General features: G+C 58.9%; 17 protein-coding genes and 1 pseudogene. 7 read left to right on the forward strand and 11 right to left on the reverse strand.

Features of this window, described 5'->3' with window-relative positions; translation table 11 throughout:
• Positions 1–198: 198 nt before the first annotated feature.
• The 7 genes from JIO00_RS15520 to JIO00_RS15550 all read right to left on the reverse strand — a co-directional run bounded on the left by JIO00_RS15520 (position 199) and on the right by JIO00_RS15550 (position 7,022).
• Positions 199–759: a nitroreductase family protein gene (locus JIO00_RS15520; protein ID WP_200666201.1), complete on the reverse strand. Its 561-nt coding sequence runs from the start codon at positions 757–759 to the stop codon at positions 199–201.
• 161 nt (positions 760–920) lie between these two features.
• A complete protein-coding gene (locus JIO00_RS15525) occupies positions 921–1,199 on the reverse strand; it encodes an acyl carrier protein (protein ID WP_200666203.1) in 279 nt (92 codons plus the stop codon).
• Positions 1,200–1,210: 11 nt separating this feature from the next.
• Positions 1,211–2,329, reverse strand: coding sequence for a dihydrolipoamide acetyltransferase family protein (locus JIO00_RS15530; protein ID WP_200666205.1), 1,119 nt, complete (start codon positions 2,327–2,329; stop codon positions 1,211–1,213).
• Positions 2,330–2,375: 46 nt separating this feature from the next.
• Positions 2,376–3,362, reverse strand: a complete 987-nt coding sequence (locus tag JIO00_RS15535; RefSeq protein WP_042932032.1) for an alpha-ketoacid dehydrogenase subunit beta — start codon at positions 3,360–3,362, stop codon at positions 2,376–2,378.
• Positions 3,359–4,342 carry a pyruvate dehydrogenase (acetyl-transferring) E1 component subunit alpha gene (gene pdhA / locus JIO00_RS15540; protein ID WP_200666207.1) on the reverse strand — a complete coding sequence of 328 codons (984 nt, stop codon included), beginning with the start codon at positions 4,340–4,342 and terminating at the stop codon, positions 3,359–3,361. Before pdhA ends, JIO00_RS15535 begins: the two co-directional genes overlap by 4 nt.
• A complete protein-coding gene (acsA, locus tag JIO00_RS15545; protein WP_200666209.1) occupies positions 4,339–6,102 on the reverse strand; it encodes an acetate--CoA ligase in 1,764 nt (587 codons plus the stop codon). Before acsA ends, pdhA begins: the two co-directional genes overlap by 4 nt.
• A 32-nt stretch (positions 6,103–6,134) precedes the next feature.
• The gene (locus JIO00_RS15550) at positions 6,135–7,022 is read right to left on the reverse strand and encodes a universal stress protein (RefSeq protein WP_200666211.1); all 888 of its coding nucleotides are present in this window, start codon (positions 7,020–7,022) and stop codon (positions 6,135–6,137) included.
• 259 nt (positions 7,023–7,281) lie between these two features.
• Between JIO00_RS15550 and JIO00_RS15555 the strand changes: the two genes are divergently transcribed.
• The gene (locus JIO00_RS15555) at positions 7,282–8,334 is read left to right on the forward strand and encodes a phosphotransferase (RefSeq protein ID WP_200666213.1); all 1,053 of its coding nucleotides are present in this window, start codon (positions 7,282–7,284) and stop codon (positions 8,332–8,334) included.
• Between the two features lie 20 nt (positions 8,335–8,354).
• On the opposite strand, the gene groL is transcribed toward JIO00_RS15555, so the two are convergent.
• Complete coding sequence (gene groL, locus JIO00_RS15560; RefSeq protein ID WP_145307753.1) at positions 8,355–9,971, reverse strand: chaperonin GroEL; 1,617 nt, start codon at positions 9,969–9,971, stop codon at positions 8,355–8,357.
• 318 nt (positions 9,972–10,289) lie between these two features.
• Between groL and JIO00_RS15565 the strand changes: the two genes are divergently transcribed.
• From JIO00_RS15565 to JIO00_RS15575, 3 genes and pseudogenes are all read left to right on the forward strand, one after another.
• Positions 10,290–10,787, forward strand: coding sequence for a BCAM0308 family protein (locus JIO00_RS15565; RefSeq protein ID WP_010460640.1), 498 nt, complete (start codon positions 10,290–10,292; stop codon positions 10,785–10,787).
• 88 nt (positions 10,788–10,875) lie between these two features.
• Positions 10,876–11,109, forward strand: a complete 234-nt coding sequence (locus JIO00_RS15570) for a hypothetical protein (RefSeq protein WP_200666215.1) — start codon at positions 10,876–10,878, stop codon at positions 11,107–11,109.
• Positions 11,110–11,153: 44 nt separating this feature from the next.
• Positions 11,154–11,399, forward strand: a pseudogene (locus JIO00_RS15575) (LEA type 2 family protein); the annotation flags it as partial.
• Between the two features lie 124 nt (positions 11,400–11,523).
• Here JIO00_RS15575 and JIO00_RS15580 read toward each other — a convergent pair.
• Positions 11,524–12,447 (reverse strand): carbon-nitrogen hydrolase family protein, encoded by a 924-nt coding sequence (locus JIO00_RS15580; RefSeq protein ID WP_145307757.1) that lies wholly within the window; start codon positions 12,445–12,447, stop codon positions 11,524–11,526.
• Between the two features lie 85 nt (positions 12,448–12,532).
• Here JIO00_RS15580 and JIO00_RS15585 point away from each other — a divergent pair, with 85 nt between their 5' ends.
• Complete coding sequence (locus JIO00_RS15585; RefSeq protein ID WP_077747761.1) at positions 12,533–13,441, forward strand: LysR family transcriptional regulator; 909 nt, start codon at positions 12,533–12,535, stop codon at positions 13,439–13,441.
• A gap of 9 nt (positions 13,442–13,450) precedes the next feature.
• On the opposite strand, the gene JIO00_RS15590 is transcribed toward JIO00_RS15585, so the two are convergent.
• Positions 13,451–13,702 (reverse strand): hypothetical protein, encoded by a 252-nt coding sequence (locus JIO00_RS15590; RefSeq protein ID WP_010460650.1) that lies wholly within the window; start codon positions 13,700–13,702, stop codon positions 13,451–13,453.
• Between the two features lie 164 nt (positions 13,703–13,866).
• On the opposite strand from JIO00_RS15590, the gene JIO00_RS15595 reads away from it, so the two are divergent.
• Positions 13,867–14,184 (forward strand): DUF883 family protein, encoded by a 318-nt coding sequence (locus tag JIO00_RS15595; RefSeq protein ID WP_010460652.1) that lies wholly within the window; start codon positions 13,867–13,869, stop codon positions 14,182–14,184.
• Positions 14,185–14,280: 96 nt separating this feature from the next.
• On the opposite strand, the gene JIO00_RS15600 is transcribed toward JIO00_RS15595, so the two are convergent.
• Entirely contained in the window at positions 14,281–15,321 is a 1,041-nt protein-coding gene (locus tag JIO00_RS15600; RefSeq protein ID WP_200666217.1) for an Ldh family oxidoreductase, read from the reverse strand.
• Between the two features lie 227 nt (positions 15,322–15,548).
• Between JIO00_RS15600 and JIO00_RS15605 the strand changes: the two genes are divergently transcribed.
• A complete protein-coding gene (locus JIO00_RS15605; protein ID WP_200666219.1) occupies positions 15,549–20,387 on the forward strand; it encodes a dermonecrotic toxin domain-containing protein in 4,839 nt (1,612 codons plus the stop codon).
• Positions 20,388–20,431 lie beyond the last annotated feature (44 nt).

Below are 20,431 nucleotides of genomic sequence, written 5' to 3' on the forward strand. Positions count from 1 at the left end.
AGTGCCCGTCCAGTGAAATGAAGAACGCGCGTTTGAGCGTTGATTCGTATTGCACGTCCTTGACTAACAGGTCGGGCTTTTTCCCGCGCGATTCCTCAAGCAGTGACGATTTTACGAAAGCGGCAATATGCAAGCTCGCCACGGTAGCCGAGTTCAGCGCTAAATGCCGGTGAGGCACATGCTGTGCGTGTTTTGCGATCAGCCGACCCAGCGAATCTCCGGCGCCTTGTGCAAGACCGGTGCAGGCGCCGATTTCGGATGGCCAACGATAATGGGCGCCACTGGCGTCCACTCGGCAGGAAGGCCCAGTGCATGCTTCCCCTGCGGCGTATCAAGAAAACGTTGGGCGAAACCGATCCAGCAGGTACCCAGCCCGTCAGCGTACGCGGCGAGCATCAGGTTTTCGGCGGCTAATGCGCAGTCTTCGACGACCCACTGACCTGGCGCGTTCCCCGAAATAAGGATGAGTACTGGCGCGTGGTAGAAGATGTGAAAGTTTTCGTCATTGAGTAACGAATGGAAGTGCGCGGAATGGGGGCCAGCGGGCATCGTCTTGAGCATGTAGGCCTTTGCTTCTCGCGAGATCCGATCCAGCACTGCTTGGTCTCGGATCACCGTGAACGTCCACGGTTGTTGGTTGACCGCGCTGGGCGCCTGGGCAGCGGCATTGATCAAACGACGAATGACATTTTCATCAACGGCTTCTGTCGTGTATTCACGCGTAGAGCGCCGGCCGGAGATTGCCTTGTCGATGTTCATGAGTGCATACCTCAAGGTAGGTCATTTCATAAAGTCGTCCACTCACGCAGACCTGCTGCTGATTTAAATCAGATCAGGGCGGAACCGGTGGCAACCGACGATTCGATCGGCTCACCGTTTGAGTGGCAAACAATGCGCGACGGCACTACTGCCCGGTACCTTCACCCCTTGCGGATCGAAGGCTCGGCTTCGCCGGATTTCGCCTTTTGCCCCAGATAGCCGATGAGCTTGTCCAGGGTGTCCACGTGTTGGTAATCGCTTTCAGGAATTGCTATTCCCAGGCTCCGATTCAGAGCCTCGATGACACGAAGCCAATCCATGGAATCCAGATCAACCTCTTCGCGCAGTGAACGATCAGATCGCAACTGCTCGATTTCAAGTTCCGGGGCAATGCCTTTCAAGGCTTTCAATACTTCATCGCGGATCATTTGCGGGTTCATGTGCCCTCTCCTCAAAGCGCCTCTGGCGTCTGCAGCAAGCGACGAACTTCGCCCAGAAAACGTGCGCCGTAATGACCGTCGCTGACTCGATGATCGGCGGACAAACTGCTAATGACAGTGGGCATGACACACAGCTGGCCCTCTTTCACCCAGGGCCGCTCACTGATACGACCGAAACCGACCAAGGCAACCTGGGGCGGATAGATCACCCCCAATACGCTGTCCACGCCCTGATCGCCGAGTTGAGTGACCGTCATGCCGGCGCCTCCCAGCTCGGAGCTGCGCAGGGATCCGCTGCGGGCGCGCTCGACCAGGCTGGCCAGTTCACTCATCAAATGAGTCAAGGATGTGTCCGCCACATGATGCAGCACCGGGGCGACCAGGCCACCCTGGCGCAAGGTGATTGCCACCCCAAGGTCGGTATCGAGTGCGGGCTTGAAGGCGTTATCCAGCCAGAAACCATTGAGCTGCGGATAGTCGCGCAAGGCCAGCGCCACTGCTTTGAGCAGCAAGACGCTGGGCAGCAGGCGCGCTTGAAGTGTGCTTTGCGCATTGTGTGCCTGCAGCCAGGCCATGGCTTTATCCAGGGCGATGGTTTCGCTGAGGTAGTAATGGGGAATCTCGCGTTTTGAACGAGTCATGGCCGCCGCAATGGCGTGCCGCATGGCCTGGTCGGGGTCCGGCGGGTGCGCCACATGAGCGGCGACCTCGATGTCCTCCAGGGTAACGACTCCCTGTGGACCATGGCCTTTCAAATCAGCGGTGCTGACGCCTAGCTCGGCTGCACGCTTGCGCGCCGCGGGAGATATCCGCGGGCGTCTGCCGGACGATGCCTGCTCTTCGATCAGCAGCGGCGCCGCCGTCGTTGTTCGTCGCGCACTGTGCGGATCTTCGCCCGGTTCCAACAACCAGGCGATGGTGGTACCGACCGGGACTTTGGCGCCGATATCGATCAGCAGTTGCGACACCGTGCCCTCATGCCAGCACTCGACATCGATGGCGGCCTTGGCGGTATCGACGACGGCAATCACCTGGCCCGGCTTGACCACATCGCCCGGGTGGACTTTCCACTCCAGCAACGTGCCTTCATCCATATCAGCCCCCAGAGAGGGCAATTTGAATTCGATCATCGTTTACCTTCCTGGCCTGATACTTGAATACGCCACGTCATTGCGCTCACCCTGATGTCCCCCGGCACAGTTCATGAGCGGCCGCGACGATCGTCGACACTTGTGGCAGGGCCGCCTCTTCCAGATGCCGGGGATAAGGTATCGGCACCTCGGCGCTGCACACCCGTGCCGGCGGTGCATCCAGCTCGAAAAAGCCTTGTTCTATGATCCGTGTAATGATCTCGGCGGATAGACTGCCGCTGCGCCATCCCTCATCGACCACCAGGGCCCGACGGGTCTTGCAGACAGAAGCCATCAAAGTCTTGTCATCCAGAGGGCGCAGGACACGCAGGTCGATGACTTCGCAATCAATACCCTCCCCGGCCAGTACCTGCGCAGCCTCCAAGGTCTTGCCGAGTGTGCCGCCGTAAGTGATCAGGGTCAGGTCCTTGCCGGTTCGGCGGACCTTGGCGGAGCTGATGTCCACCGTCTCCCACTCGCCCGCATCACCCTCCAGGTTGTAGAGCTGGGCGTGTTCGAATATCAGCACCGGGTCCGGATCCAGCAGCGCTGGCCAGAGCATGCCGCGTGCATCTTCGATGGTCGCCGGCGCCAGGATTTTCAGCCCGGGAATATGGGCGTACCAGCCCTCCAGGCTGTGCGAGTGTTGCGCCGCAAGCTGGCGTCCGGCGCCTGTCGCCATGCGCACAACCAGGGGCACGGAGAACTGTCCACCGGACATGTGCCTCAAGGCAGCAGCCGTATTCATCAACGGATCGAGGGCGAGCAGACTGAAGTTCACGGTCATGATTTCGACAATCGGCCGCATGCCCCCCAATGCCGCCCCTATTCCGGCTCCCACGAAACCCAGCTCGGACAATGGCGCGTCTCGAATGCGCTCGGGGCCGAACGCCTCAAGCAATCCCAGGGACACGGCATAACTGCCACCGTAGCGACCGACGTCTTCGCCCATCAGGAATACCCGTGGGTCCCGCTGCAGCGCCTCACGTATTGCCTCGCGCAGCGCCTCGCGATAGCTCATACGAATGCTCATGGCGCCGCCCTTGGGGTGTAGACATCGCGAGACAAATCCTCGAGCGGCTCCAGGCTACCGCTTTCGGCATAAGTAACGGCGGCTTCCACTTCAGCGTCCACCTGGGCGAGGATCGCCAGAAATCCGGGTTCGTCCAAAAGGCCCTCGGCCTTAAGCTGTGCACTGTACGTATGGATCGGCCCATGGGTCTTCCATTGCTCCACCTCGTCCTTGTCACGATAGAGCTGTGGGTCGAACATCGAATGGGCACGAAACCGATAGGTGCGGAACTCCAGAAAAAAAGGCCCACGCCCCGCACGGATGTGTTCAACCGCATCACGAGCGGCTTCATACACCGCGATCACGTCCATGCCATCGACGGACCGGGTATCGACTTTGTAGGCCGAGGCTTTCGCACACAGGTCCGTTTGCGACTGCGAACGGTCCAGGGCAGTCCCCATCGCATAGAGGTTGTTTTCACAGCAAAACAGCATCGGCAGTTGCCACAATGCGGCCAGGTTGATGGACTCATGGAAAGCCCCTTCCGCCATCGCGCCTTCACCAAAAAAACAGGCTGAAAGACGCGCTCCACCTTGCATACGTTCAGCGAGCGCCAGACCCACCGTCAGTGGCAAGCCACCCGCGACAATGGCATTGCCGCCGAAGAATCGCGTCGTGGCATCAAACAGGTGCATTGAGCCGCCGCGCCCTCGCGAGCAGCCTTCCTGGTGCCCATACATTTCGGCCATGATTGCTTTCATGGGGACGCCCTTGATCAGGGCGTGGCCATGTTCGCGATACGTCGCGACCACCGCATCGTCGGCTGCCAGTGCATGCAGAACGCCGACGGCGACCGCTTCTTCACCGATGTACAGGTGCAGAAAGCCACGAATTTTGCCCTCCCCGTATAACTCGCCAGCGCGCTCCTCAAGACGACGGATACGCACCATGTCCCGCAGCAGGTCGAGAGCAATGTCCTGGGACCGCGGTGGGAGGCTCATGGCGCACTCTCCATGCTGGAAGTGTCGCCTTCAGGCAAACCCAGTTCCCTGGCCTTGAGCAGACGCCGCATGAGTTTTCCGCTACGGGTGTGCGGAAGCACTTCCACAAATTCCAGTTCCTTGGGCGCAACGACCGCCCCGAGGCGCTTGCGTCCATGACCGAGCAATTCGTCGTGCAGGGCCTGGCTGGCAGTGAAACCACGTTTGAGTGAAACAAAGGCTTTCACGGTTTCACCCAACAGCGGGTCGGGCTTGCCGATCACCGCGGCCTCGGCTACGGCCGGGTGTTCCATGAGGGAACTTTCAACTTCGAACGGACCGATCAGGTGACCCGCCGACTTGATGACATCGTCGCTGCGACCAATGAACCAGTAGTAACCATCGGCATCGCGACGCACGAGATCGCCGCTCAGGTACCACTCGCCGACAAAGCAGTGACGATAACGCTCCTCCTGCCCCAGGTAGGTACGGAACATGGCAGGCCATGGCTGTTTCAAGGCAAGGTCACCGACCTCGTTGTCACCCAGAAACGCCAGTCCGCCCTCTTCTCCTCGAACGACGATGGCCGCCTCGACACCCGGCAGCGGCTTACCCATGGAGCCTGGTTTGATGGGCATGGCAACCGTGTTGGCAATCATGATGCCGCCGGTTTCGGTCTGCCACCAATTGTCGTGGATCGGCAGCCCAAGCACCTCTTTGCCCCACCAGACAGCCTCGGGATTAAGCGGTTCGCCGACACTGGCAATAAACCGCAGACTCGGAAAACGATGGCCGCGCGCCAACTCCGCCCCCGCTTTCATCAGCAGGCGAATGGCCGTCGGGGCGGTATACCAGACCGTCACCTGTTGCTTCTCAAGTATCCGGTACCAACGCTCGGCATCGAATTCGTTGCCCTCGACCACACTGGTGACGCCCAGCAACAACGGGGCAAAGATCCCGTAGGAAGTACCGGTCACCCAACCCGGATCGGCGCTGCACCAATAGACATCTTCGGGGTGCAAGTCCAGGGCGTATTTCCCGGTGACGCGGTGGGTCAGCGCCGCGCCATGGGCATGCAACACGCCTTTCGGAGTGCCTGTCGTGCCGCTGGTGAAGTGTAAAAGTGCGGGGCTGTCGGCGGTCGTATTGGCAACGGTGAAGGCTTCCTCTGCCTGCGCCAGCAGTTGATGCAGATTGAGCGTCCCCTCGATCTGCGCCGTATCGCCACCGTTTTCGTCATACAGCAGCACATGTTTGAGGGCCGGCAAACGCTCGCGTATGGCCGCGACCTTGCGCCGGTAGAGGGTTTCGCTGGTCAGTAACACACTGCCTTCGCCAAGACGCATACGGGTTTCGATGGGCTCCGGGCCGAACGCACAGAACAATGGCGACACCACGCAACCGAGTTTCAGGCCACCGAGCACCCCCAGATAAAGTTCCAGCCCTCGGCCACAGAGTACAAATAGTCGATCACCCGGCATCACGCCCAGCTTTTGCAATACATTGGCAAACCGGTTGGTCAGGATGCTCAGTTGGGCGTAACTGATGTCGCAACTACCCCCGTTGCGATCAAGAATGCGCAATGCCGTATGCCGTCGATGCGCACCCTGCGCATGCCGATCCACGGCCTCATACGCCAGGTTCAAACCGCCGCCCGGCAAACCGGCCAGCGCATTGGCTTCCACCTGCCAGGAAAAGGACTCCCGAGCTTGCACGCTATCGAGCCAATTCGGCGCTAACGGCAAGTTGGCCAGGGTTTTCTTAATGATCGCTGGATGCATGTTTGCCACCTTGAGTCGTCTTCGGTCCGTCCCTAGACCGCCAGGACACTGCAGGGCACCTGATACAGAATATGTTCGGTCGTGCTGCCCAGCAGTTTCTCCACCCCGTGGTACTGGACTCTGCCCATCACGATCACATCTATGTTGTGCTTGTTGGCGAACTCGCTCAGCGCCGAAACGGGATGTCCCAGAATGAAATGTCGACGGTTAGCAGGCACACCGTACCGACCGGCGAGTTTCAGAAACGATTGTTCCAGCTCTTTGCGCAGCCCCTTGGTCAGCTCCGACAGTTTCAAGCCACCGCCCAATTCCTCCAGGTAGTCTTCCGTAATGTCATAGGCATACAGCAGGTGCAACTCGGCATCACACTGTATGGCGAGGCTGGAAGCCTGGTGGATAATGCGGTCATTCAACTCACTGTTCTCAGGCCCACCCGCCGAAGCATCAACCGCCGCCACAATCTTGCGCGGCAGGACATGGCGAGCCTCGCCCACCAGATAAACCGGTACCGGACAGTGGCGCAGCAAGTGCCAGTCCAGCGGGGTGAAAAACGTGCGCTTAAGCGCTGATTCTTGCTGGATTTCCTTAATCAACAGGTCGGGCTGCAATTCCTTGACGTGATCCAGGATGTCTTGCTCCATGTCATCAGCCCACGCCACCTCGGTGGTCACCTCGATCCCTCTGCCACGCAGAAGTTTGGACTGGTCCTCCAGCCAATCGTGATGGTCCTGCAGGTAACGCTCCCGAGCCTTTTCCCGGTCGCCTTCTTCGAGCAGCGACAACAGTTTCAACGCAGGAATCAACGTCGCAATATGCAAACGTGCACCGCTGGCCCTGGCGAGCGCTGCTGCATGGTCGATTGCCGGAGAATGGCGCAGGGCCAGGTGGAGGATGAGTAACAGTTGTTGATACTGGCTCATGGTCTGACTCCAGGCAGAGGGTTCAACGCCTGCCGTTGGCCTCGTAGGGCTCAGCCGTTGCGTCCACGCCGGACCAAGCACCAGCGCTGATTCAGGTTGCTCCGCTGGAAAGTGCCTGACGTTGATAAATATCAACTACCGGCGTGAGCCCCCATAAGAGGAGCAGCCTTTCATTCCACCGTACTTGATCAATATCAATCGGAGCGGGCCTTCCCTTCTTCACACTGCCGAAAAGTCCGCAGGCGACGTGGAGGCGAGAATGCACACCCTGCAAGACGAGGTCATAGCCTTTCTCTCCAGGCCGTCCAGCTACGGCACGTCAAACCAGCCCGTGGAGCGTATCGAGACCCATGGTTCGGTGATTTTTCTGCATGCCAACCGCGCCTACAAACTCAAACGCGCCGTGGCGTTTGCCGAGCTGGATTTCCTCAGCCTGGAAAGCCGCAAAAACGCCTGTGAGGCAGAGTTACTGCTCAATCGACGGACTGCGCCGACGCTGTATTTGAGCCTGTGTCCGATCAATCGCCAGGCGAATGGCCAGTTGGCGCTCAACGGTTGCGGACCAGCGGTTGACTGGCTCGTGGTGATGCGCCGCTTCGCTCAGGATCGGCTGTTTGACCGTATGGCCGTTGAAGGACGTCTGACTGAACCGATGATGGAACAGTTGGGGGCTGAGATCGCCCGCTTTCATGCCAATGCACCCATCACTCCTTCTTACGGTCACATCCCGGACCTGTATGAAGAAATCGAGAAAAACCATCGGGAAATGTCTCGCTACCCACCCATCCTCGATTTCGCGACAGTCACCGCGATTGCTCATACCTCCCGGACCCTGTTGGAGTCGTTGACCGGCTGCCTCGAAGATCGCCGCCGTGAGGGCCGCGTTCGCCGTTGCCATGGTGATATGCGCTTGGCCAATATCTGCCTGCTCGACGGTCAGCCCACCCTCTTCGATGGCATCGAGTTCAGTGACCGGCTTTCCTGCATCGATGTGCTCTACGACCTGGCTTTTGTGCTGATGGACCTGCAACACCATGGCCTGAACAGGTTAGGTGCTCGGCTGTTGTCCAGTTACCTCAACCACAGTGATGTGCAGGAGGACTGCAAACCCTTGGCGTTTTTCCTTTCTTTGCGGGCCGCCACGCGCAGCTTCTCCCTTGCGGGTGCAGCGCTACGTCATGCCGATCCGGCCAAGCGATACGAGAAAAAAGAAAAAGCTGTCCAGTTGATGCACCAGGCACTGAGTTACTTGCACGGCGAAAACCCGATTCTCAATCACCTGGCGATGTCTGAGGCGGCCTCCTATACATGACGTTATCCACGATGGGCGTTTCACTCAGGGAAAGGAGCCTGGGCCGGTGATTCCTTTTCCGGAATATCCGTCATGGTCGCCTCGGTCAGCAGCAAGATACTGGCGACTGAAACAGCATTTTCGAGGGCAATACGCACCACCTTGGTCGGGTCAATGATGCCGGCTTCGTACATGTCGACATAGCAATTGGCAGACGCATCGAAGCCAATGTTCCCAGGTTCGGCGAGCATGCGCGCAACCACGACGCCGGCATCCACTGCCGAATTTTCAGCGATGAGTCTGGCCGGAGCTTCCAGCGCCCGGCGAAGAATCTGCAAGCCGGTCCTGGCATCGCCCTCATATCGGGCCTCTTCGGCCGCGATAATCGGGACGGCCTTGAGCAACGCAAGACCACCCCCCGGCACAATGCCTTCGGCGATCGCCGCCCGGGTCGCTGAGATGGCATCATCCAGCGCATCCTTGCGCGCCTTCATTTCTGCTTCGGAAGGCGCCCCGACCCGGATCACCGCAACACCGCCAGACAGCCTTGCCAGTCGTTCCTGAAGCTTTTCACGGTCGTAATCGCTGGTGGTACTGTCTAGTTGCGCACGGATCTGCTGCAAACGCGCCTCGATGGCCTCGCGCGTACCGGCGCCCCCTATCAGCGCCGTGCTGTCTTTTTGCACCACGACTCGATGTGCACGTCCCAACTGGTTCAGTTCCACCTGTTCCAGAGTGACGCCCAGTTCGCTGGAAACCACCGTTGCCCCCGTCAGAACGGCCATGTCCTGCAGCATTTCCTTGCGCCGATCACCAAAGCCCGGAGCCTTGATCGCCACCGCTCGCAGAACACCGCGTATCTGGTTGACGACTAGCGTGGTCAACGCCTCACCCTCGATATCATCCGCGATCAAAACCAGTGGTTGCCCGCTTTTAGCCACGAGTTCAAGCAAGGGCAGCAAGTCTTTGAGTGCACCGATCTTATGGTCACAGAGCAGCAAGTAGGCATCATCGAGTTCGACCTGCATCTTCTCGGCATCGGTGACGAAATAGGGTGAGACATAACCCCGGTCAAACCGCATGCCTTCCATGACTTCGACCACTGTTTCGGTGGTCTTGGATTCCTCGACACTGACGACGCCTTCAACGCCGACCTTTTCCAGGGCGTCTGCCACCAGCTGACCGATGACGGCATCGTTATGCGCCGACAGCGTGGCGACCTGGGCCTTTTCCTTGGGGGTGCTGACCGGACGCGACTGGGCGGCCAGGGATTCGACGACCAACAACAGCCCGCGATCCAGGCCGCGCTTGAGGTCGATTGCACTGGCGCCCGCGACGACGTTACGGATGCCATCGGCCAGGATTGCATGGGCCAGCACCGTTGACGTACTGGTTCCGTCCCCTACCGCATCGCCTGTGCGTTCGGCCGCCTGACGCAGCATTTGCGCGCCCAGGTTTTCCTCGGGGTCGAGCAAGTCAATGCGTTTGGCGATCGTGACGCCATCATTGCAGACCGTCGGATTGCCCCATTTACTCTGGATCAGTACCGATTTTGATTTTGGCCCCAACGTCACTCGCACGGCGTCTGCCAACTGTGTGGCGCCACTCAGGATTTTCTCGCGGGCTGCAGCACGAAACACGATTTTAGTGTGAGCCATCAGGGTGTTCTCCTGGCCAGTTTTACAACAAGTGCGTTTTGGCAGCTTCTATGAACTGGCCCGGGCGACGTTGACTTTTATCAACAAACTCACAACGCCACCGCGCCCCAGACGGCCCGAACAATGCGCGCACCGTCGGGATGACCGACTGTCAGTTCACGTCCCGGAATTGACAAAGATCAATTCGCGCAGCAAGAAACAGAGTCCAAATGAAGGTGTGTGTTCAGCAGGCTGAAAGGAGAAGGGATCTGTTTTTCGGTCACGGTTTCACGGTTACAGGTGAGATCTTTTCCCATTTTATGCGCGAGGAGAAAAGCCATGGACAAGTTTCAGCAGAGTCAAAAAAGCAAGCTGTTCAAAACATCCACTCATGACCCCTATTGCTCGCAGCGGGTTGAAGGTTCAGCCATCTGCCCGCAGTGTGACGCGGTCTATCAAGCCGGGAACTGGACTTGGAAACACCCTGAAAACACGGTCATTCATGATGCGCAAACAGTGACGTGCCCAGCCTGCCGACGCATCGATGACAACATGCCAGCGGGGACGCTCACGTTATCGGGCAGCTTCTTGCTCAAGCATCGAAATGAAATCATCAACCTGATCAAAAACACCGAAAAAAAGGAAAAAGCCGAGCATGCCCTGGAGCGCATCATCGGCCTTACCGACTCAGCGGCTGCTCTAATCGTGACCACGACCGGCATCCATCTCGCGAATCGCCTGGGCCATGCACTGGAAGCCGCGTTCAAAGGGAACTCTGATTACCGGTACGGCGATGATAAGTATGGCTTGAGCGTCAACTGGACACGTGACGAATAGAACCGGGCGCGGTTGTCTCAATATGGAAAGTTGAGGGGGGATCAGGACATCGAGCTCACCTTCTTGTGCTTCCAGAAGGAGTACGACCATGGCCATCAATGAATCAGCCTCGCCGCATGCAACCAACCTTAAATCGATCAGCCATAGCAGGGCGTTGTTTTTTGAAGCCGACCGTTTGAACGATCAAGCCTACGCATTTTTGAACGAGCCCGTTTCGGCGCAGACCATCCATAAATTTTCTGACGCAAAAAAACGGGCGGATGAAAAATACCGACAAGCCTGGCAGGAATGGTTGCATACCAGGGACAAGAACAACCGATGACAGCACGTGAATGCTGTTGGGTCAGCAGCGTGGCCAGCCATGGCATGGCGTCCGGCGTCAGCGATCAATCGGGCTCGATTGCACGCTTTTCCGAAACCGTGCTGAGCGTTTCGGCGTTCTCGGTGTTGCGCCAGACGTTGGGGCTGAGCCAGACGCAGACACTGAATAATCTTCCCTACGTGTTACGCGGCAAACTGGCGGGCGGCTTGTTTGGAACGGTGCGCTTCGTCGACACCGGAAAACTGAGCTTGCCGGGGTCGACAGCCGGAACTCGGTCATACCGACAATGAATATCCCCTGTGGGAGCGAGCCTGCTCGCGAATGCGGAGTGTCAGTCAATACACGGTTTTCCGACACACTGCCTTCGCGAGCAGGCTCGCTCCTACAGGGATGATGCTGTTCAACCAGTGACGGTTATGCGGTGAAACGGACGCCGGGCCTGGCGCGCTCGTCGACGCTCAATTCGAACACATCCGGGCGCGCGTAGTGACCGACCACGTCGTAGTCATAACGCGCGCGGACCAGGTCGTCGGTGTCGATTTCGGCGGTGAGCAACCCGGCCCCGTCACGCAACGGCCCCGCCAGAATGTCGCCCATGGGCCCGACGATCACACTGCCGCCCGCAATCAGCGGCCGATCCGCCGGCCAGTTGGCAATCTCCACGCCCAGGGCTTGCGGTGAATCCTGAACCTGGCAAGCGCTGACCACAAAACAACGGCCTTCATGAGCGATGTGGCGCATGCTGACCTGCCACATCTCGCGCTCATCCACGGTCGGCGCGCACCAGACCTCGATGCCTTTGGCGTACATCGCCGTGCGCAGCAGCGGCATCATGTTTTCCCAGCACACCACCGCGCCGATTCGCCCGACCTGGCTGTCGATCACCGGCAACGTCGAGCCATCGCCCTTGCCCCAGATCAATCGCTCAATGCCCGTGGGCATCAGTTTGCGGTGCTTGGCGACCAGGCCGGCCTGCGGATCGAAATACAGCGCCGTGCAATGCAACGTGCTCCCGGCGCGCTCGATCACGCCAATGACCAGGTTGGCCCCGGTGCGCGCCGACAACCCGGCCAGGGCGTCGGTTTCGGCCCCGGGCACGTCGATGGCGTTGGCAAAATAGCGGGCAAACGCTTCGCGACCTTCCGGCAGTCGGTAGCCCAGCTGAGTGCCGAACGTCTCGCCTTTGGGATAACCCCCGAGCAACGCTTCGGGCATCACCACCAGCGCGGCGCCGGATTCGATAATCGCGTTTTCCCAGGCAAGAATCTGTTCCAGGGTCTCGGTCTTGCCGCCGGGCAAGGCGCCGATTTGCAACGCTGCGACAATGGATTTTGGCATGGCGATATCTCCGAAAGCGTTGAGGTGTTGCCCATTCTCATGCGCCACGGGATCATGAATAAAGCCCGACTCACTGCTTAATGATATGAGCCAAATGAATATCGCCACTGTTGACCTCAATCTGCTCAAAGTTTTCGAAGCGCTGCATGAAGAGTCCAGCGCCAGCCGAGCGGCGTTGCGCCTGGGCGTGACGCAATCGGCCGTCAGCGCGGCGTTGCGGCGACTGCGCGAGCTGTATGGCGATCAATTGTTCGTGCGCACCGGCCGTGGCCTGGCACCGACGCTCAAGGCCAATCAGTTAAAACCGGTGGTGAGCGATGCGCTGAACAAATGCCGTCAGAGCCTGGCAATGGTCGATCCGGCAGCCAATCATTACGACGGGCGCTCGGTCACGGTGGGGTTATCGGATGATTTCGAGGTGGCCTACGGCCGGCGATTGATCGAGGCCATTGCGCGCAGCGCGCCGAAGTTGCGCCTGATTTTTCGGCAAACCCACAGCCAGATCGTCGCCCAGGCATTGATGGAGCGCAGCATTGATCTGGCGATCACCGCGGGCGGGTTCAGCGAGCGGTTGCTCAGTCGTCAGGTGCTGGGTGAAGGCAGTTATTCGTGCCTGGTGGATCCGCTCAGCCTGGCCCCGGGGCAACAGACTCTCACGCTTGAGGAGTTCGTCGCCCGCGAGCACATTCTGGTGTCGTCCGGCGGCTTTATCGGGATCACCGATGAGGGGTTGGCGGCGCTGGGGCTGAGTCGGCGGGTATGCGCCTCGACCACCCACTTTGCGGCGTTGCCACACTTGCTCAAGGGCAGTCAGGCGGTGGCGACCATTCCGGCCCACGCCGCTCAAAGCATCGCGACGCTCTGCGGTCTGGCGCTGCTGCCCTGCCCTTTGGCGTTACCGCGCTACCCGATTGAACTGGGCTGGCGCACCAGCACGCAGCTCGATCCGGTGGTGTTGAAAGTGCGCGAGGCCATTGTCGCGAGTTTTGCGTGAAGGCAGGCCTTACTTGGCGGCCATCAAGCGATTCACTTCACTGCGCACCATATTGGCGAATTCCGGGGGCGACATGGCGTCAAGTTCGGCACGAACCCATTCAGCCCATTTGCCTTTGCGCTTGGCGCGTTCGCCAAACAACCGCGCGGCCTCGCCCTTGGATTTGCCAAGGTTGCTTTGCCAGAGGTCGAACAGACGGGATTTCTCATCTTCAAGCGCTGCGCGCTCAGCCAGGGGTTTGTCGGCCAGATTGAAGCTCATGGGAGTTACCTGCTGCGTAAAATAGGCGACATCTTACACTGTAGGACGAAATATCCGACTCGGGATTTTTCCTTGGCGTACAGTCAATACGCAAAGTCGCTGCAACTTTTTCAGTTGCCGCAGACTCCATTGTTCACTGCCCATTTACCTGCAAGGAGTACCCAATGGCCCGGAAAACCGCCGCACAAACCGCCGAAGACCAGATCAAGGATCAGGCATTCAGCGAACTTCAGGCACTGATCGAAGAATCGGAAAAACTGCTCAAAAGCAGCGCTTCTCTGGTGGGTGAGGAAGCCGAGACCCTTCGCGGGCAAATCTCTCAGAAACTCCAGCAGGCCCGGGACTCGGTCACCAGTGTTCGTGACCGCACCAAACCGGTGGTCGACGCGACAGAGACCTACATCGGTGGCCATCCATGGCAAACCGTGGCCATCTCCGCCGGGTTCGGCCTGGTGGTCGGGTTGCTGCTGGGCCGCCGTTAAACAGAAACACATCGAACCTGTAGGAGCCAGGCTTGCTGGCGAAGGCGATTTCAAATGCGCCTTCGCCGGCAAGCCTGGCTCCTACAAAAAAAAGTTTCAGAGCCCTGCCAGTTCTCGCAGGTTTGCCAACGTCTGAGCGTTCAGCTGAATGCCTTGAGCGTTGGACTGAGCTCGCTGGTGGTGACGTCGATCACCCGGCAGGCGCTTGAGCCCTACGCTGTGCATCTGACGCACCAGTTCCTGGCTGCGTTCGGCGAAATTCTGCCCGGCGGCCTTGCTCGGATCGATCACGATCAGCAGTTGGCCGGTCCATGGAGTTTTGGCTCCCGGATGGTTCTTCCAGTCAAACTCGAAGGAGAAATTGCCGCCGGTCAGGGCCGCCGCCAACAATTCGACCATCATCGACAGCGCTGAACCCTTGTGGCCACCAAACGGCAGCAGCGCGCCCCCCTCCAGAATCGCCTTCGGATCCTCAGTCGGCTGGCCAAGGCTGTCCACGCCCATGCCTGCCGGCAAGCGTTCACCTTTTTGTGCGGCAATCTGCACATCGCCATGGGCGATGGCGCTGGTGGCCAGGTCAAAGACAATCGGCTCACCGTCAGCCCGGGGTGCGGCGAAGGCGATCGGGTTGGTGCCGAACAGCGGCCGGTCGGCGCCGTGGGGCACCACGCACGTCATGCTGTTCACTACGCTCAGCGCCACCAGCCCTTCATAGGCAAACGGCTCGACATCCGGCCACAGTGCCGCGAAATGATGGGAGTTGCGGATCGCCAACACCGCAATCCCGGCGCTGCGGGCCTTTTCCACCAGCAGAGCCCGGGCGGCCGCCAGCGCGGGTTGGGCAAAACCGTTAGCCGCGTCGACCCGGACAAACCCCGAGGCGACGTCCTCGACCACGGGCACGGCCTGGCCGTTGACCCAGCCGCTCTTGAGTGTCGAGACATAACCTGGAATACGAAACACGCCATGGCTGTGGGCGCCACCGCGTTCAGCGCCGGCGCAGTTCAACGCCAGGGTCTTGGCGACATCGGCGGAGGTGCCATGGCGCAGGAAAATTTGCTCAAGCAATACAACAAGCGCGTCGAAATCGAGCGATGGGGTGGTCGAACTGACGGCCACTTCGGGCGTTGCGGTCATCTGAAGCTCCAGTTTTATTATTGAATACGGGCACCAGGGGAAACGAGGTTGCTCGGCAACCAACAGCAGACGTCGATTAAGCGCTGTTGTACCGGCGTCCTGTCAAGTCTCGAGCACCTGATCGGCTCAAGCAATATGTACCGCACCGAAGCACTCCGCTGACCTTAATGTTTTTCCTCAACCAATAGCCTGCGATGGCCACTGATCGCAGCCAATGAGGAACATCCATGACCACCCCCGCTGAGCCCTATTTTTTCGACGAGGCTGAACGCGCATCCAATGCCAGACAACCCGGTGAGCGCGAAAACACGCTGAACTTCACCCTCGACGACCTGAAATGGCTGAAGCACGTGTATTTGGCCACCCACGCTGCTCGCGTCGCGCAAAAAGAGCCCATGCAAGCCTGCCAACTGTTGTTGAAAGTAACCGGCAAAACAGACATTCCATTGGCCGGAGCCTTTGCCCTGAGCCGGTCCGAAAATGGAGAGGTCATCCTTTACACACCGTGGAAAGGCTTGATCAAGTTTGCCGATATGGCCGACCTCAAAAGCAAACTCAAGGAGTGGCTGACGCAGGCCGAAGGCAAACGCGAGCTGTTGCGCTTTCTCTCCATCGAACAACGCAGCGCTTTACCCGTCGCCACCGTTCCCGACATTGCCACGAAAGACATCGAAGGCGCGGTGTTCCAGGACCAGCAACTGACCCTCGATCACAATCAGGAACAGAACATCAAAGCGATGAAGGCTGAGCTGCTGAAGACGCCAACCCTGCAATCGATGCTCGATGACACCCTCAAGCACGCGTTGCACAAGGCATTTCCCGCGCTGGACCAGCGTCTGACCCGGCTCAAGAGTTTCGTGAAGACCGTTTCAGCCTTCGACGGCAACGAAGACCTGCACACAATTTCCTCGATCCCTTTGAGCGATGCACTTCTGCACTTCTATCTGACCAACCAGTGGCCCACCGGCGATTCAAGAGTCTTCGCCAATCCCGAGCACAGCGTCAGCAACGACGCGGATAACCTGACGTGGGAAAGCGCGGTGAAAGAAATCGCGCAGAGCTTCACGCCGCACTTGCACAGCCTGCTCGCCTTGTTCTGGAACACATCCATGAGCACAGGCCTTTCACGCTTGGCGTTTTTCACCGAGGGCCTGCGTGACACCTTTCACCTGAAACTGCTGCACCAGCGCCAGAACGGTGGTTTGACCACGCAGGAATACCTGCGACTGATGAACGTCAGCCTCCCGCCTGACGCGCACGACCCTCTTCGCATCGAGAAAATACGAGTGACCGCACCCTTCAGGCATTTTGCGGAGCTGGCCTCGACCTTGATGATCGGAGGCACCAACACCCTGGGTTTTCTGTACTCCCCTTCCCGAGGCATCGAAGCGACGAACAATCTGCCGGCAGTCAAAAATATCGTGCTGGAGATGATGAAAACCGAAGGGCATGAAGACACCTTGCTCAACTTCATGTCGCTGGACGAACGCGCCACCTTTCTTGCTTTGGAGCCGGTTGAGCGCGTGATTGAGGGCAAACCGATCGTTGGTCCGGTGTTCAATCACTTGATGGCCGACATCCTCGGCAAGCAACGGGACAACCTGTCTCATGCGCTGAGCCGCTTGCGCGAAAGTGAAGGTACGCTCGACCCCCATGCCTTGCTCGACAGCGCACTGGATGTCCGGGGGTTGATCGATGACCGTCTGCTGGCCTCCGACCCTTCAGGACGCTGGAGTACACGCGTGGATCGGCGTCTTGGCGCGCAACCGGCCACCGTCCGCGCCGAGTCGGCCAGGGAGGAGTTGGCGCGGCTCGATTCCGTCGAACAGGCGCTCGATCAGCTTCTGGATAAACACCCGGCTATCTCCACGGCAACCCGCTCGATCACTGACGCTGAGCGCGTCCTGAGTGACTCCGTGGCCAGCTTGCAATCGACGTTTTCTCATACGTTGTCAACGGCATTGCGCAGTGAACTGAAGCTGCGTGCCGTCACCCGCACCTTGAGTACAACGGAGCAGGCAATCATCAAAACCGTGCTCGACAGCCCGATACACCTGCAGCGAGCGGCATTGAACGGCTTTCTGCCGGACGTGTTTTCCCTGGCGCTCAAGGCCGGCGATGCAGCGGATCCGTTGAAGCTGGCCAGCTGTTTTGTCCTGACTGAACGAGGCGGCCAGGATCCGGTGCATTCGGGCAAGGCGATTGTGTGGACACCTGCGTTGGGGTTTGAAGCGTTCAAAGGGCTGACGCCGTTGCTGACCGAACTCGGTCGACGCCTCGCCGACGTCAACCATCGCTCAATGCTGCTGGAGAACCTTGGTCGCAGCGAGCGTTTGCCTGGCCAGACTTACACGTTGGCGCCTCTGCAGCGGGTCTATGGGCATTTTCTTGATTATCTGCAAAAACCTTATGTGCACCTCGATGAGCCGTGCCTGACCGATGCGCTGGCAACAAAACTCTCCGCAACGCCACTTACCCATCTCCTGGATCTTGTCTCGCTGCGTAAACCGATGACAGGGCTTGACCGTCCGATGGACATTGCACAATCCCTGACCACCCGGCAAAAACTGCCGGCATGGCTGGCCCAGGCATCCGTCAAAGAGCTGATTGTGCATGCCGAGCTGCTTCAGCAATACGTCGATAATGTGAAAGACGACCAGGATTACCTGACCGGCCTGCGGTCACTGCAACGCACGGCGCACCATGGCCTTGAGAAACAACTCAAGGCGGACGGCTTCAACATCGACCCTGACACTGTCCGGGTGCAAATCAACGCCCGCCCGACATCGACGGCCCACACCCAAACCCTGACCGACTTTGCCTTGACTCATCTCAAGTCGCTGGACCCACTCCATTTCAAACTGGTATCGCTTGATAGCACCGTGATTCCCGAGGGGATGAACGAGCGCTACATCAAAGAGCTGATCCGCAACCTGAAACCGGGCGACCATCAACAGAAAATAGTGAACGACGCCCTGGCCGACACCCCGGCAAACGCAGAGCGCCGCAAGCGCTTCTACACACAATTGCCCTGGCAATTAATGCATTACGCCCACGCGGAAAAACTTCAGGAGCGCCTGAGCGAGACCGGGTTTGATCTGATCCGGCAAGTCATGGACATGCCCGACGCCCTCGCCCGCGCGGCGGTCGACGGTGCCCACGCAATCATCCGTCCGCTTGAGTTCCTGGGTATCAGGCAGGCCCAATCGATCAAAGTGCCCGGTGTCTATCTGATCGGCTCGACGGCGGATCGCACTGGACCGCAGGTGCTGATTGCGCCTCACAGCCCTGGGCACGGAGTGAAGGAATATGAAAACGAAGCCCAGCTGCTGACAGAACTGGAGACCCGCGGACCGCTGCTCGACTGGCTACTCCTGAATCTGCAGAACCCTGACCGGACGTTACTGGAAACCCGGATGGCGACCCCCCATCACCGCGTTGCCAGAGCCGCGTCGTCGAACATCACCACGCTGGCTTCCCATCCGATCAAGGGGAACCTGTTCAAACACCTGCTCAATGACAACGTCGCCTTGCTGGGCCGATTGCTCGGTTGCCAGTCCGATGAGCGAAAACAAGGCGAATGGGCAACCATCAAGCATGTGCTGGGCGAAGACCTGCACGAGGCCTATACATTTTTCATGGGCAAGCTCGCCTACCCGGAGACGGTGTGGCGCAGTTACCGCGACATCAAGCAATCTGCCGAAGACCTGCAAACCCATCGGTGGGGAGCCGCCGTAAAAGCGTTCATCAGCGGCGTGGCCGAACTTTCCACGCTGCGCCAGACACTGGGGGATTCAACGCTGCTGTCGTCGGCACCGGCCCTACCGGCACCGGAAAAACCCGATACCCGGCTCAAATGGCAGGACATCGATGTCACGGGACCCGAACGCACGAAACTCGCGCGCCACGAAAGCATGAACGTTGATCTGGGTTCGCTGACTTCAGACGCCACGCTTGGGCTCTACACCCACCCAACGACAAAACAACACTACGGGCCGGTTGAAGGAAAGGTGTATCCGGTCATCAAGCGCGGCAGCCGCTGGCGCATCGGCGACACACGCGAGCTGGGCCCTCATCTGCGCCAGAACGAATCGAAGCAATGGTTGCTTGATGGACGAGAGTCGGCGCCTCGCTTCAGTCTGTTCGGACGCCTGGAGACTGCGAGATCGGTGTTTGATGGCATGAACGTCGATGCCTCGGGCATGTCCCGTATCCGACGATTGTTTCCACAGAAGGCCCGTCAGATTGACGAAGCGATGGACCTGGCAACGACCTACGCCTGGAACAGCTACCGAAACCTGCAACAACTCAAATCCTCCGACGACACCGTCACGCCCGTGCATCAGCTCATCATGGATTTCCTCGGTGTGCAGCATGTGCTGCCCGCGCATGTCGAGCAGCTTGAAAAAGTCATTGGCGACGTTTTCGCAGCGCTGCTGGAGCCATCACTGAGAAAACCGAAGTCCAGTCGTTTTGCCGTCGGCAGGCTGACCGAAGACGCCCAAAACACGTTTGCCTTCATTGTCGCCAAAGACAAAAACCGCAGAATTCACCTTGCAGAAAGATTCTTCGACCTTAGATTCGATCACTACCGTCAACACCTGACCGACGCGGCCTTCCCGATCGACACCCATGCACGGGCGGTGACGTTGATACATGAGTTGTCGCACATGGCCTGTCAAACCGAGGACATTTCCTATCTCGATCCCGGCAGGCCGTTCACCGACCTGATTGGAACAGCCACCCCGCTGGCCACAGAGCTCAAACGTGCGTTGACCCACGTGCAGAAAACGGCGCTTTCGATCCAGACCCCTTATACCCGGCTGTTCATGACCCAGGATCCTGATACCGGTGTGTGGGAAGATCTGGGCAGTAACTCCGACAAGGAATCCGATCGGGTGAAGGACCATATCCTGGCGTTGACTGGCGCAGAGAACCTCAGCGGAGCCCGCGAAACGTTCAAGAAAAACCCGCTGGTCAGGCTGACCGTACAGTTGGGCAACGCCGACAGTGTGGCCTGGCTGGTCAGTCATCTGGGTCGTGAACTGCACGTCAGTACGCCCTGATGTCAAAAATAATTCTCATTTGATGGTTAATTGCCATGACGGCT

The organism is Pseudomonas sp. SW-3 (assembly GCF_016615645.1).
Lineage (GTDB): Bacteria > Pseudomonadota > Gammaproteobacteria > Pseudomonadales > Pseudomonadaceae > Aquipseudomonas > Aquipseudomonas mandelii.

Excerpts from the sequence above, each read along its gene's own strand:
- JIO00_RS15520 (WP_200666201.1), bottom strand. The coding sequence starts at position 759 with ATGAACATCGACAAGGCAATCTCCGGCCGGCGCTCTACGCGTGAATAC.
- JIO00_RS15525 (WP_200666203.1), bottom strand. The coding sequence starts at position 1,199 with ATGAACCCGCAAATGATCCGCGATGAAGTATTGAAAGCCTTGAAAGGC.
- JIO00_RS15530 (WP_200666205.1), bottom strand. The coding sequence starts at position 2,329 with ATGATCGAATTCAAATTGCCCTCTCTGGGGGCTGATATGGATGAAGGC.
- JIO00_RS15535 (WP_042932032.1), bottom strand. The coding sequence starts at position 3,362 with ATGAGCATTCGTATGAGCTATCGCGAGGCGCTGCGCGAGGCAATACGT.
- pdhA (WP_200666207.1), bottom strand. The coding sequence starts at position 4,342 with ATGAGCCTCCCACCGCGGTCCCAGGACATTGCTCTCGACCTGCTGCGG.
- acsA (WP_200666209.1), bottom strand. The coding sequence starts at position 6,102 with ATGCATCCAGCGATCATTAAGAAAACCCTGGCCAACTTGCCGTTAGCG.
- JIO00_RS15550 (WP_200666211.1), bottom strand. The coding sequence starts at position 7,022 with ATGAGCCAGTATCAACAACTGTTACTCATCCTCCACCTGGCCCTGCGC.
- JIO00_RS15555 (WP_200666213.1), top strand. The coding sequence starts at position 7,282 with ATGCACACCCTGCAAGACGAGGTCATAGCCTTTCTCTCCAGGCCGTCC.
- groL (WP_145307753.1), bottom strand. The coding sequence starts at position 9,971 with ATGGCTCACACTAAAATCGTGTTTCGTGCTGCAGCCCGCGAGAAAATC.
- JIO00_RS15565 (WP_010460640.1), top strand. The coding sequence starts at position 10,290 with ATGGACAAGTTTCAGCAGAGTCAAAAAAGCAAGCTGTTCAAAACATCC.
- JIO00_RS15570 (WP_200666215.1), top strand. The coding sequence starts at position 10,876 with ATGGCCATCAATGAATCAGCCTCGCCGCATGCAACCAACCTTAAATCG.
- JIO00_RS15580 (WP_145307757.1), bottom strand. The coding sequence starts at position 12,447 with ATGCCAAAATCCATTGTCGCAGCGTTGCAAATCGGCGCCTTGCCCGGC.
- JIO00_RS15585 (WP_077747761.1), top strand. The coding sequence starts at position 12,533 with ATGAGCCAAATGAATATCGCCACTGTTGACCTCAATCTGCTCAAAGTT.
- JIO00_RS15590 (WP_010460650.1), bottom strand. The coding sequence starts at position 13,702 with ATGAGCTTCAATCTGGCCGACAAACCCCTGGCTGAGCGCGCAGCGCTT.
- JIO00_RS15595 (WP_010460652.1), top strand. The coding sequence starts at position 13,867 with ATGGCCCGGAAAACCGCCGCACAAACCGCCGAAGACCAGATCAAGGAT.
- JIO00_RS15600 (WP_200666217.1), bottom strand. The coding sequence starts at position 15,321 with ATGACCGCAACGCCCGAAGTGGCCGTCAGTTCGACCACCCCATCGCTC.
- JIO00_RS15605 (WP_200666219.1), top strand. The coding sequence starts at position 15,549 with ATGACCACCCCCGCTGAGCCCTATTTTTTCGACGAGGCTGAACGCGCA.